This is a genomic window from Xanthomonas sp. NCPPB 2586 (assembly GCF_041475775.2).
Classification (GTDB): Bacteria; Pseudomonadota; Gammaproteobacteria; order Xanthomonadales; family Xanthomonadaceae; genus Xanthomonas; species Xanthomonas campestris.
The window spans coordinates 4,055,380-4,068,496 of the sequence record NZ_CM192981.1; the positions used below are offsets into that span (position 1 = coordinate 4,055,380).

Consider the following 13,117-nt stretch of genomic DNA (forward strand, 5'->3'; position numbering starts at 1 on the left):
ATTCCATGCCTGAGCCTCAGGAGCCCCAACCACCTCCTCCGTAAGTGCAGCCCCCTTGGTAAGGAGGGTGCGCCAAAGGCGAGGGATCGAAAGCAAGGACCGTGCACCCAGCGTCCTGCGCGGACGTTGGGTTTGCAGCCCGCGTCACGGGCTGCACCACGGTCACCAAAGGATCAGCTGAGCTGACCGTGGCAGTGCTTGTACTTCTTGCCGCTGCCGCACGGGCAGGGATCGTTGCGGCCGACCTTGGGCTCGTCGCGGGTGACCTGCGAGACCGGTACCGGCGCGTTGCCGCCCTGCATCTGCTCCACTTCTTCGTCCGCACCGTAGCCGCCGGCATCCTGGTGCTGGAACTGCGAGGCCAGCAGGCGGGCTTCGGCCTGGCGACGCTCCTGCTCTTCCAGTTCGGCGACTTCTTCTTCGCTGCGGATGCGCACGCGCGCCAGCACATTAATCACCTCGCGCTTGACGTTCTCCAGCATCTCGGAGAACAGCTCGAAAGCTTCCTTCTTGTATTCCTGCTTGGGTTGCTTCTGCGCATAGCCGCGCAGATAGATGCCCTGGCGCAGGTAATCCATCTTGGCCAGATGCTCCTTCCAGCCCTGGTCGAGCACAGTCAGCATCACGTGCTTTTCCAGTGCGCGCATGGTGTCTGCGCCCACGGCCGCTTCCTTCTCGGCGAAGTGCGCATCTACCGCGGTCTGCACTTTGGCGGCGATCTGCTCGGCGTCCAGTTCTTCCTGGGTCTTGGCCAGCTCGCGCAGTGCCAGCGGCATGCCCAGTTCCGATTCCAGCGTGGCTTCCAGGCCCTGCAGGTCCCACTGCTCGTCCACCGAGTTGGGTGGCACGAAGCGAGCGACCAGATCGTAGATCACATCGCCACGGATGCCATCGACGTTGTCCTTCACCGACTCGGCATCCAGCAAGTCATCGCGCTGTGCGTAGATCACCTTGCGCTGGTCGTTGTTGACGTCGTCGAAATCCAGCAGGTTCTTGCGGATATCGAAGTTGTGCGCTTCCACCTTGCGCTGCGCCTTCTCGATCTGCCGGCTGACCAGGCGATCTTCGATGACGTCGTCTTCCTTCATGCCCATCATGCGCATCGCCTTCTGGACCCAGTCCGAGGCGAAGATGCGCATCAGGTTGTCTTCCAGCGACAGATAGAAGCGCGAGGAACCCGGATCACCCTGGCGACCGGCACGGCCACGCAGCTGGTTGTCGATACGCCGCGATTCATGGCGCTCGGTACCAATGATGTGCAGGCCGCCGGCGGCCTTGACCGCATCATGGCGGCGCTGCCAATCGGTCTTGATCTTGAAGCGGGCTTCTTCGGTCGCGTCTTCGCCCAAGGCGTGATATTCCGCTTCCAGCGAGCCACCGAGCACGATGTCGGTACCGCGACCGGCCATGTTGGTGGCGATGGTCACCGCGCCCGGCTGGCCGGCATTGGCCACGATGGTCGCTTCGCGCTCATGCTGCTTGGCGTTGAGCACTTCGTGCTTCACGCCGGCCTTGCGCAGGTGCTCGGAGAGCATCTCGGAGGTTTCGATCGAGGTGGTGCCCACCAGCACCGGCTGACCGCGCTTGGCGCAGTCTTCGATATCGGCCAGCACCGCATTGAACTTGCCCTTGCGGTTGAGGAACACCTGGTCCGGATGATCCTTGCGCACGGTGGGGCGGTTGGTCGGAATCACCACCACTTCCAGACCGTAGATGCTCTGGAATTCGTAGGCTTCGGTGTCGGCCGTACCGGTCATGCCGGACAGCTTCTTGTACATGCGGAACAGGTTCTGGAAGGTGATGCTGGCCAGCGTCTGGTTCTCGCGCTGCACCGGAACGCCTTCCTTGGCCTCGACTGCCTGATGCAGGCCATCGGACCAGCGACGTCCGGACAGGGTACGGCCGGTAAATTCGTCGACGATCACCACCTCGCCATCGCGCACGATGTAGTCCACATCGCGCTGATAGATCGCATGCGCACGCAGCGCAGCGTTGAGGTGATGCACCACGCTCAGGTTCTGCGCGGCATACAGGCCGTCGTCGGCGTTTTCCAGGATGCCGGCCTGCAGCAGCAGCTCTTCGGCGTGGCCCATGCCCGCCTCGGACAGATGCACCTGCTTGCCCTTCTCGTCGATCCAGTAATCGCCTTCGCCTTCTTCGCTTTCCTGCTTGGTCAGCTGCGGCACGATGCGATTGACGCGGATGTACAGCTCGGGCGATTCGTCGGCCGGGCCGGAAATGATCAGCGGGGTGCGCGCTTCGTCGATCAGGATCGAGTCGACTTCGTCGACGATCGCGTAATGCAGCTTGCGCTGGTAACGGTCGGCCCGCGACAGCGCCATGTTGTCGCGCAGGTAGTCGAAGCCGAATTCGTTATTGGTGCCGTAGGTGATGTCGGCAGCGTAGGCGGCGTGCTTGTCGCTATGCGGCATGCCCGGATACACCACGCCCACGCTCAGGCCCAGCCAGTTGTACAGCTTGCCCATCTGCGCGGCGTCGCGGCGCGCCAGGTAGTCGTTGACCGTCACCACGTGCACGCCCTGGCCTTCCAGAGCGTTGAGGTAGACCGGCAGCGTGGCCACCAGGGTCTTGCCTTCACCGGTGCGCATTTCGGCGATCTTGCCCAGGTGCAGCACCATGCCGCCGATCAGCTGCACGTCGTAGTGGCGCATGCCCAGCACGCGGCGGCTGGCCTCGCGGCAGACCGCAAAGGCTTCGGGAAGGATCTTGTCCAGGGACTCGCCGGCGGCAAGCCGCTGCTTGAACTCCGGGGTCTTGGCTTGCAGCTCGGCGTCGGAGAGCTTCTCGATCGTCGGCTCCAGCGCATTGATCTGGGTGACGAGGCGGTTGAGCTGGCGCAGCTGGCGTTCGTTACGACTGCCAAAGACACGGGTAAGCAGACTGTTGATCATTGAAGAAACCGGTTGAAAAGGAACGGTTTGACCGACGCCGGTCCCCACAGACCCGACCGCCGTAAACGAAACAGGGCGCACTGCGCCCTGTCGATGGCAACACCCTATTGTAGCTTGGGGCGGGGCTTCACGAATCAAGCACCGCCCGCTGCCGCCATTAGCCGCGCCCGCGGCGTCCCACCGGGGTGTTGGTATCGCCCAGGAACTTGCGCGGATTGACCACGCGGCCGTCGGCCCACACCTCGAAGTGCACGTGCGCACCGGTCGAACGGCCGCTGGACCCGGCCTTGGCCACCTGCTGGCCGGCACGGACCAGATCGCCCACCCTCACCACCAGGCGCGAGTTGTGCGCGTAGCGGGTGACGTAGCCATTGCCGTGATCCACTTCCACCACGTTGCCGTAGCCGCCGCGCACACCGGCATAGCTGACCACGCCGTCGGCCACCGACATCACCGGGTCGCCCACATTGGCGTGGAAGTCCACACCCTTGTGGAAGGCGGAGCCACCGTCGAACGGATCGGCGCGGCCACCGAAGCCGGAGGTGATGTAGGTGTTGCGGATCGGCATCCGCGACGGCACGGAATTCTGCTCCAGCTGATGATCGAACATCAGCGAGGCGAGCACGTTCAATTGCTGGCCGGAGGCGGAAAACTGCTGCTCCAGCTGCCCCAGATCCTGCTTGAGCGACTGCACCGGCATGTCGTTGACCGGCTCATCGCCGCCACCAACGCCGACCGGCTCGTCGAAGTCGAACTCGCCGTCCTTCAACTTGCCCATCTGGGTCAGGCGCTCGCCCAAGGCGTTGAGCCGGGTGGCCTGCGCCTGCAACTCGCCCAGGCGTGCCGCCAGGGCGTTGACCTGGGCCTGCGAAGCGCGCTGCGCCTGCGCAAGCTCGGTCTGCTGCTGCGCGACCTTGGCCTGCAGCGCGGAATTGGTCACCATGCCGGTGGCGGTGCTTGCACCGACGCCGATCAGCATGCCCAGGCCCAGTACCGCACCCAGCACCACCATCGGTCGATCCGCGGCAAAGCCCTGGAACTGTCGGGCCAACCGCTGGGCCCGGGTCTCGCAAGATTTGATTACGACTTTCTTTAACGCCATATGAGTGTCATGTCCAAGCCCAAGTCCAACGCACGCAGCCCATCCGTTCCGCAGCAAGCCGTCGAGGCCCTGCTCGGGGAAAAGGCTGGCGACCCTCTGCGCCGAGCGTTGTGGCTCGACGCGCTGGATCGGCAGTTGCGCCCCCTGTTACCGCCCCATCTCGCCACCCGTTGCCGGTTGGCCAATGTCCGAGGCGAACAGCTCGTTTTTCTGGTTGATTCGCCGGTCTGGCATGCCAAGGTGCGGCTTGCCGAAACCCAATTGCTCGATGCCGCCCGATCCATCGGACTGAAGGTCACCGCGGTGACCGTCAAGACGGCCTCTGCGCCGCTGCATTCCCCAACACAGCAACACCGCGACCGCCCACACACGCCGGTATCCGAGGCCACGCGTAACGGCTTGCGTGACGCACTTGCATCCTTGCGCGACGTGCCATCGACCAACAAAAAGTGATGTCCATGCCGCTGCAAGCGGCTGCCGGTGCGTGAAGAAATTGCGAAGTACCGCACACGACCCGACGCATCCTAGCGATCATGGACGACGCAGGAGTTAGGGAAAGATTAAATAAACGTTAAGAATGGGCCGGAAATCCGACGCAGTTCACACTTCGCGGCCGTGCCAGGGAAATCCCTGACATCAGGCATAGACGGGGCTGGCGTAGGTCACCGGTGACTGCTCGGTGCCTTCCGGGAAGCTGACCCATTCCCATGCGGCCTGGTCCGCCAGCAGCGCACGCACCAGCTTGTTGTTGAGCGCGTGGCCGGATTTGAAGCCTTCGTAGGCACCCAGGATCGCGCCGCCGGCCAGGTACAGGTCGCCGATGGCGTCGAGGATCTTGTGGCGGACGAATTCGTTGGTGTAGCGCAGGCCGTCTTCGTTGAGCACGCGGAACTCGTCCAGCACGATGGCGTTATCCATCGAGCCGCCCAGTCCCAGGTTGCGCTCGCGCATGTACTCCAGGTCGCGCATGAACCCGAACGTGCGGGCGCGCGAGATTTCCTTGACGTAAGCGGAGGTGGAAAACTCGATCTCCTGGCGTGACTGCTTGGCCGGGATCATCGGGTGATTGAATTCGATGGTGAAACCGAGCTTGTAGCCCTCGTACGGCTCGAAGCGCGCGACCTTGTCGCCCTCGCGCACTTCCACCGGCTGCTTGATGCGGATGAAGCGCTTGGCCTTGTTCTGCTCGACGATGCCAGCCGACTGCAGCAGGAACACGAACGGGCCCGAGGAGCCATCCATGATCGGCAATTCAGCCGAGGACAGCTCCACGATCACGTTGTCCACACCCAGGCCGGCCAGTGCCGACATCAGGTGCTCCACGGTCTGGATCTTGGCGCCGTTGCAGGTCAGCCCCGTGCACAGCGTGGTCTCGGTGACCAGCTCGGCATCGGCAGGAACTTCGACCACCGGCTCCAGATCGACGCGACGGAACACGATGCCGTGATCGACCGGTGCAGGGCGCAGGGTCATATAGACCTTGTCGCCGCTATGCAGGCCGACGCCGGTGGCGCGGATGGTGTTCTTGAGAGTGCGTTGCTGGGTCATGGGCGAAGTCTGTATGAGCAATGCAGACAGACGCTGAACCGGCTGTCTAATCGGGGAGATTAGCCGAATCTTAACAAATCACGCGTGACGGAGACTGTAACGCACCAGTCACGCCGCTGCAAAAGCTGCCGGGTCGGCACCGACCCGGCAGAAAAGGACAGGACAGGCGCCCCGGCGGCTGCCGGGGCATTGCCGCTGCGCCGAACCGCGCGCAGCGTGAGCGGTCAGTCGGCCTGGCGGCGCAGGAACGCCGGGATATCCAGGTAGTCGTTCGGCAGATCTGCGGCAGCCGGGGCGGACGCGCCAGCGTTGCTGCTGCCGGCCGAGTCGCTGCTCGGACGACGCAAGCCCAGGCCCATGCTGCCGCCGACGGCCTTGGACACCGCGTCACCGCCGGTCTCGAAGTCGCCAAATTCCGGCTGGCCGGTGGTGGCATTGCGCACCAGCTTGATCGGCGCGCGCTGGTCCGGGCGCTGGGTCTGCCGCGCAACGGCACGGTTGAGGCCCGTGGCCACCACGGTGACGCGCACTTCGTCCTGCATGTCGGGGTCGAGCACGGTGCCGACGACCACGGTGGCATCTTCGGAGGCGAACGCTTCGATGGTGCGACCGATCTCGTCGAACTCGGCCATGGTGAAATCCGGGCCGGCGGTGATGTTGACCAGGATGCCGTTGGCACCGGCCAGGTTGACATCGTCCAGCAGCGGGTTCTGGATGGCGGCTTCGGCAGCGGCCTGCGCGCGGTCATCGCCGCGTGCCGACCCGGTGCCCATCATGGCCAGGCCCATTTCCGACATCACGGTGCGCACGTCGGCGAAGTCGACGTTGATCAGGCCCGGACGCACGATCAGATCGGCGATGCCCTGCACGGCGCCCTGCAGCACGTCGTTGGCAGCGCGGAACGCCTGGATCATGGTGGCGTTGCGGCCCAGCACGGTGATCAGCTTTTCATTGGGGATGGTGATCAGCGAGTCGCAATGCTGGCTCAGTTCCTCGATGCCCTTCAGCGCGACCTGCATGCGGCGACGGCCTTCGAACGGGAACGGCTTGGTGACCACGGCGACGGTCAGAATGCCCATCTCCTTGGCCAGCTGGGCGACCACCGGGGCGGCGCCGGTGCCGGTACCGCCACCCATGCCGGCAGTGATGAACACCATGTCCGCGCCCTGCAGTGCGTCCATGATGCGCTCGCGGTCTTCCAGCGCGGCCTGACGGCCGACTTCCGGATTCGCGCCTGCGCCCAGGCCCTTGGTGACGTTGGTGCCCAACTGCAGCTGCAGCTTGGCGCCGCAGTTCTTGATCGCCTGCGAGTCGGTGTTGGCGGTGATGAATTCCACGCCATCGACGTTGGTGTTCACCATGTGCGCAACCGCGTTGCCACCGCCGCCGCCGACGCCGACGACCTTGATCACCGCGTTGGGAGCCATCTTTTCGATCAGTTCAAAATGTGCCATGTCAGTGTCCTCTTTAATGCCGTGAATGGAGAATCGGGAATGGGGAATCGGAGTACTCCGTTCGCCAGCCCGACACCCGCATGTCGGCGAATGTTGTTGTTTGAATGCCGGAAATGGGGAGTTGGGAATGGGGAATCGCAACAGCGAATCACCTCCACGCCAGCTACCACTTTCCTCGGCGGAAACACAAAAAATTACGTCCTGCCCGCTCTCACCGCTCTCTACTCAAAACTTGCCGCAACCGCCTTGCCCTTGCTTTAACCGATTCCCGAATCTCGATTCCCGATTCGTCAGAATTCGCCGCGATACCAGTTCTTCAATTTCTTGAACAAGCTCCCCGCGCGCCCGGTCGGGATCGACGGTCGGCGCGGGTGTTCGATCTGGCTGCCCATCAGCAACAGGCCCACGCCGGAGGCGTGTACCGGGTTGCCCACCACTTCGCCCAGGCCGGTGACATGTTGGGGAATGCCCACGCGCACCGGCATCTGCAGCATTTCTTCGGCCAGCTCCACCACACCTTCCATCTTCGAGGCGCCGCCGGTGAGCACCATGCCGGCGCGCACCATTTCCTCGAAGCCGGAGCGACGCAGTTCGGCCTGTACCATCTCGAAAATTTCTTCGTACCGGCCCTGCACCGCCTGCGCGAGTGCGTGCCGCGGCATGCGACGCGGCGGGCGATCACCCACCGACGGCACCTGGATGCTTTCTTCGGCGGTGGCCAGCTGCGCCAGCGCGCAGGCGTAGCGCACCTTGATCTGCTCGGCTTCCGGCGTCGGCGTACGCAGCATGTGCGCGATGTCGTTGGTGACGTGGTCGCCGGCGATCGGCAGCGACGCGGTGTGGCAGATCGCGCCCTGCACGTACACGGCCAGGTCAGTGGTGCCGGCGCCGATATCCACCAGCACCACGCCCAGCTCGCGCTCGTCGGCGGTCAGCACCGCGACCGAGGACGCCAGCGAGGACAGCACCAGATCGTCCACCTGCAACCCGCACTTCTGCACGCATTTGGTGATGTTGGCCGCTGCCGACTGCGCGCACACCACCAGGTGCGCGTGCACCTCCAGGCGCACGCCGGTCATGCCGACCGGGTTACGGATGCCTTCCTGCGAATCGTCCAGCACATACTCGCGCGGAATTGCATGCAGGATGCGTTGATCGGCAGGAATGGCCACGGCCTTGGCGGCGTCAAGCACGCGCTCCAGATCGCTCCAGGTTACCTCGCCATCGCGGATCGGCACGATCCCGGGCGAGTTCTTGCACTGCACGTGGTTGCCGGAGATCGAAGCGTACACCGAGCGGATTTCGCAGCCGGCCATCAGCTCGGCTTCTTCGACCGCGCGCTGGATCGACTGCACGGTGGATTCGATATCCACCACCACGCCGCGCTTGAGGCCGCGCGACTCGTGCGAACCGATGCCGATCACTTCGATCGGATTGCCGGGCGAGTACTCGCCGACCAGCGCGACCACCTTGGAGGTGCCGATATCCAGTCCAACGATGAGGGATTTGTCGCCTTTGCGGTTCATGTCTTAAAGCCGGGAATAGCGAATGGGGAATGGGGAATGGTCAACAGCGGTGTACGGAGGCGCAGAGAATTAAGGACCAGCGCGTGCGGCGCAGCAGGCGGAACCGGCTTTGGCTTTTTACCCATTCCCGATTCCCCATTCTCCATTCGCCGTTCGACCGTAAAGCCATTGGTGTAACGCAGGTCGGCGCGCGCGATCGGACGTTGTGGATCAGTCAGCTGCGGCAGTACCCGCGCGAACCGCTGCAGGCGTGCACGTGCATCATCGCGGCCGATCACGATCTGCACGCCATTGCTCAAGCCCAGCGACCAGCTGCCGCGCGCATCCATTTCCAGACGCTCCACATCCAGGCCGGTCGGCGCGAACAACGCGCGTGACTCGTTGTACAGCGCCACCACCTCCTGGGTCTTGGCATCCGGGCCACCGAGCTGCGGCAACTTGAAATCCTTCAGCAACGGCGGTGTGCGAAACAGCCGGCCCTGCTCGGACAACATGCGATCGGTGCCCCAGCGGGCGAACGGCTTGTGTTCGACCACATGCACTTCCAGCACATCCGGCCAACGCTTGCGCACCTGCGCACTTTCCACCCACGGCAAGCGCGCGATGGCGTCCTGCGCGTCCTGCAGCTTCACCGCGAAAAATCCCGAGCGCGCATACGGCAACACCACCGCACGCAGCTCCTCGGCCGGCACCCGCTTGAAATCGCCGGAAACCCGCAAGCGCGCCAACGGCCACCGCTCGGCGCCCACCCAGCCATTGAGCACGGCCACCACCGGCAACGCGACCAGCGCCACCGCGATCAACCAGGCCAGGATGCGCAGAGTGGCGTTCATGGGCGCGCTCCGCGCGCGGGAATGGGGAATCGGGAATAGGGAATCGCAACGGCAACAGCGCAGCCGCTGTTACCCATTCCCGATTCCCGATTCCCCATTCCCCGCTTCACAGCGTCTGCTCCAACACGCGCCAGACCAGCGCTTCGAAGTCGATGCCGAGTTGGCGGGCGGCCTTGGGCACCAGCGAGTGGCTGGTCATGCCCGGGGCTGTGTTCACTTCCAGCAGGTACAGCTGGCCGGTGCTGCCATCGCGCATCACGTCCACGCGACCCCAGCCGCTGCAGCCGGCGGCGCGGAACGCATCCAGGGCGAGCTGGCCGATCTGTGCTTCTGCGTCGCCATCAAGTCCCGGGCACAGGTACTGCGTGTCTTCGGCGATGTACTTGGCGTTGTAGTCGTACCACTGGCCCTTGGGCACGATGCGGATCGACGGCAGCGCCACATCGCCGAGCACGGCGACAGTGAGCTCGTCGCCTTCGATCAGTTGTTCCATCAGCAGCGCGCCGTCGTAGCGTGCGGCAAGCGTCACGGCCTCTTCGAGCTGCGCCTGGTCGAACACGCGGCTGACGCCGACGCTGGAGCCTTCGTTGGCCGGCTTCACGATCACTGGCAAGCCGATCTGCCCGGCAGCGGCGTGGATCTGCTGCGCGCTGGCGCCGGCGGCAAGCCGTGCGTAGCGCGGCGTGGACAGGCCCAGCGACAGCCAGACCTGCTTGGTGCGAATCTTGTCCATGCTCAGCGCCGAGCCGAGCACGTTCGAGCCGGTGTACGGCACGCCGAAGGCCTCCATCAACCCCTGCACGATGCCGTCTTCGCCGCCGCCGTTGTGACCATGCAGCACGTTGAAGACGCGGTCGAAGCGCTGCGCGACCAATGCCTGCGCCAATGCCGGAATGCCGTCGACCGGCTGCGCATCGACACCGCGCGCGCGCAGGGCGTCGAGCACATTGCTGCCGGAGTTGAGCGAAACCTCGCGCTCGGACGAGGTGCCGCCGAGCAGCACTGCAACGCGGCCGAACATGGCCGGGTCGCTGATGCGCGCGGGAGCGATCTGTGCACTCATGCCGGCGCTCCGACAAAGCCATCGGTGACGATCTGCTGGGCGACATAACCGATGTCGCCGGCGCCCATCATCAGCAGCAGGTCACCGTCCTGCAGAACATCGGGCAGCACTTCGGACAGACCGGCGACCTGACCGACCACCACCGGCTCGCTACGGCCACGTGCACGGATGGCACGTGCCAGGGCGCGCGAATCGGCGCCGGGAATCGGTGCTTCGCCGGCCGGGTAGACCTCGCTCAATACCAGGGCATCGACGGTGCTGAGGACTGCGGCGAACGCGTCGAACTGATCGCGGGTACGGCTGTAACGGTGCGGCTGGAAGGCCACCACCAGGCGCTTGTCCGGCCAGCCGCCACGGGCCGCGGCGAAGACTGCTTCGAGCTCGCGCGGGTGGTGGCCGTAGTCGTCGACCACGCGCACGCGCGCGCCGCTGGCGGTGGTGACTTCGCCCAGATCGTTGAAGCGACGGCCGATACCGGCAAAGTTTTCCAGCGCGCGCGCGATGGTGTCCGGCGCCACGCCCAGCTGCCAGCCGATGGCCGCAGCAGCCAGTGCATTGAGCACGTTGTGACGGCCCGGCAGGGCCAGCGTCACCGGCGTGGTGGTGCCTTCGGGCAGGCGCAGTGTGAAGCGCATGCGCGGGCCGTCCTGCACCACGTCTTCGGCGCGCACGTCGGCGTTTTCGCTCATGCCGTAGCTCATCACATGGCGCGGCGTCTTGCCGGCCAGCGCTGCCACTTCCGGGTCGTCGATGCACAGCAACGCCAGACCGTAGAACGGCAGGCGCTGCAGGAATTCGGCAAATGCCGCCTGCACGCGGGCAAAGTCGTTGCCGTAGTTTTCCAGATGATCGGCATCGATGTTGGTGATCACCGCCATCAGCGGATTCAGGCGCAGGAAGCTGCCATCACTTTCATCGGCTTCGGCCACCAACCACTGACCACCGCCGAGCTTGGCGTTGGCACCGGCGGCCAGCAGTTGGCCACCGATCACGAAGGTCGGATCCAGGCCACCTTCGCTCAGCACGGCCGCGGCCAGGCTGGTGGTGGTGGTCTTGCCGTGCGTGCCGGCCACCGCGATCCCGCGACGGAAGCGCATCAACTCGGCCAGCATCGCCGCCCGCGGCATGATCGGAATGCGCTGGCTGCGCGCTTCCATCAGTTCGGGGTTGTCTTCGCGGATCGCGCTGGACACCACTACGCAATCGGTTCCCAGCACGTTGGCCGCCGAATGGCCGCGCATCACGCGCGCACCCAGCTTGGCCAGGCGCCGCGTGGCCGCGTTGTCGGCATTGTCCGAGCCGGAGACTTCATAGCCCAGGGTCAGCATCACCTCGGCAATACCGCTCATGCCGGTGCCGCCAATACCCACGAAATGCACACGCGGGAACGCGCGCACCAGATCGCCACTGTCCTGCAGACGGCGGATCACTGGGCACCTCCTGCGGAAGTGCGAATCGGGAATCGAGAATCGGGAATCGGGTGAAGCGAAGCGCTGGCTGCGTCGAGCGCCTGATCGGTGCGCTTGTTTTGGTGAATCACGGTGTGTTCCTGAAGTTGTTCTGTGCTCTGACCATTCCCCATTCCCGATTTACCATTCCCTGCCTCTTGCAGAATGATGTCGGCGATGCGTTCGGCGGCATCGGGTTTGGCCAGGGTGCGGGCGGCCTGCGCCATGGCGAGGCGGCGGGCGGGGTCGGCGAGCAGGGTCTGCAGCATCTGCTGCAGGCGCACTGCCAGGGTGCCGTCCTGCTTGAGCAGCACGGCGGCCTCGGCACTGACCAGGTATTCGGCGTTGCGGGTCTGGTGGTCATCCACGGCGGCGGCGAACGGCACCAGCACGCTGCCGACACCGGCCGCGCACACTTCGGCCAGCGTGCTGGCACCGGCGCGGCACACCACCAAATCGGCCCAGGCGTAGGCCGCGGCCATGTCGGCGATGAAGGGTTCCACGCTGGCGTTCACCGCTGCCTGCGCATAGGCGGCCTCGGCTTCGGCGCGCAGCTTTTCGCCGCACTGGTGACGCACGTCAACGGCCGGGTGGCCAAGCGCAGCCAGTGCGGCCGGCACGGCATTATTGAGTGCGCGGGCGCCCTGGCTGCCGCCGAGCACCAGCAGCCGCACCGGGCCACCACGGCCGACCAGGCGCGTGGCCGGTGCCGGCAGTGCGGCGATTTCCTCGCGTACCGGGTTGCCCACGGCTTCTTCGCCAGCGAAGCTGCCCGGAAAGCCGGTCAGCACGCGGCGCGCAAAACGCGACAGCACCTTGTTGGTCATGCCCGGCGCGCGGTTCTGCTCGTGCACCAGCAGTGGCACGCCCAGCAGACGCGCTGCCAGGCCGCCCGGGCCCGCGGCAAATCCACCGAAGCTGATCACCGCGCGCGGCTGGCGCTTGCGCAGCACGAAGCCGGCGGCGCGTACTGCACGCATCACCCGCACCGGCGCACCGAGCAGTTTCACGATGCCCTTGCCACGCAGGCCACTGATGGCCAGCGTGTCGATCTGGATTGCGTGCTGTGGCACCAGCCGCGTTTCCATCGCGCCGTCGGCGCCCAGCCACGTCACCGGCACGCCACGCGCGCGCAGCACCTTGGCCACGGCCAGGCCCGGAAAAATATGCCCGCCGGTGCCGCCGGCCAGGATCATCACCGGTCGCACCGATGCCGCGGCATGTGCAGGCT

At 65.2% G+C, this 13,117-nt stretch carries 10 protein-coding genes; 1 reads left to right on the forward strand and 9 read right to left on the reverse strand.

What is annotated here, in order from left to right; all coding sequences use genetic code 11:
- Positions 1-173: 173 nt before the first annotated feature.
- Together secA and ACCQ09_RS17790 are read right to left on the reverse strand one after the other, a co-directional pair.
- Positions 174-2,912, reverse strand: coding sequence for a preprotein translocase subunit SecA (gene secA, locus ACCQ09_RS17785; protein WP_228427848.1), 2,739 nt, complete (start codon positions 2,910-2,912; stop codon positions 174-176).
- A 157-nt stretch (positions 2,913-3,069) separates the two neighbouring features.
- Positions 3,070-4,014, reverse strand: coding sequence for a M23 family metallopeptidase (locus ACCQ09_RS17790; protein ID WP_011035969.1), 945 nt, complete (start codon positions 4,012-4,014; stop codon positions 3,070-3,072).
- On the opposite strand from ACCQ09_RS17790, the gene ACCQ09_RS17795 reads away from it, so the two are divergent.
- Complete coding sequence (locus ACCQ09_RS17795; RefSeq protein WP_011035968.1) at positions 4,015-4,467, forward strand: DciA family protein; 453 nt, start codon at positions 4,015-4,017, stop codon at positions 4,465-4,467.
- Between the two features lie 183 nt (positions 4,468-4,650).
- Here ACCQ09_RS17795 and lpxC read toward each other — a convergent pair whose 3' ends face one another.
- From lpxC to murG, 7 genes are all read right to left on the reverse strand, one after another.
- Positions 4,651-5,562 (reverse strand): UDP-3-O-acyl-N-acetylglucosamine deacetylase, encoded by a 912-nt coding sequence (gene lpxC, locus ACCQ09_RS17800; protein WP_012439218.1) that lies wholly within the window; start codon positions 5,560-5,562, stop codon positions 4,651-4,653.
- Positions 5,563-5,786: 224 nt separating this feature from the next.
- On the reverse strand, positions 5,787-7,016 hold the full coding sequence (ftsZ, locus tag ACCQ09_RS17805) for a cell division protein FtsZ (RefSeq protein ID WP_040941774.1): 1,230 nt from the start codon (positions 7,014-7,016) through the stop codon (positions 5,787-5,789).
- Positions 7,017-7,306: 290 nt separating this feature from the next.
- On the reverse strand, positions 7,307-8,542 hold the full coding sequence (ftsA, locus tag ACCQ09_RS17810; protein WP_003485272.1) for a cell division protein FtsA: 1,236 nt from the start codon (positions 8,540-8,542) through the stop codon (positions 7,307-7,309).
- The gene (locus ACCQ09_RS17815; RefSeq protein WP_228427847.1) at positions 8,539-9,375 is read right to left on the reverse strand and encodes a cell division protein FtsQ/DivIB; all 837 of its coding nucleotides are present in this window, start codon (positions 9,373-9,375) and stop codon (positions 8,539-8,541) included. The genes ftsA and ACCQ09_RS17815 overlap by 4 nt, the downstream gene beginning before the upstream one ends.
- Positions 9,376-9,481: 106 nt before the next feature.
- Complete coding sequence (locus ACCQ09_RS17820) at positions 9,482-10,438, reverse strand: D-alanine--D-alanine ligase (protein ID WP_228427846.1); 957 nt, start codon at positions 10,436-10,438, stop codon at positions 9,482-9,484.
- On the reverse strand, positions 10,435-11,868 hold the full coding sequence (gene murC, locus ACCQ09_RS17825; RefSeq protein WP_011035963.1) for a UDP-N-acetylmuramate--L-alanine ligase: 1,434 nt from the start codon (positions 11,866-11,868) through the stop codon (positions 10,435-10,437). The genes ACCQ09_RS17820 and murC overlap by 4 nt, the downstream gene beginning before the upstream one ends.
- On the reverse strand, positions 11,865-13,082 hold the full coding sequence (gene murG, locus ACCQ09_RS17830) for an undecaprenyldiphospho-muramoylpentapeptide beta-N-acetylglucosaminyltransferase (protein WP_228427876.1): 1,218 nt from the start codon (positions 13,080-13,082) through the stop codon (positions 11,865-11,867). The genes murC and murG overlap by 4 nt, the downstream gene beginning before the upstream one ends.
- Positions 13,083-13,117: the final 35 nt, after the last annotated feature.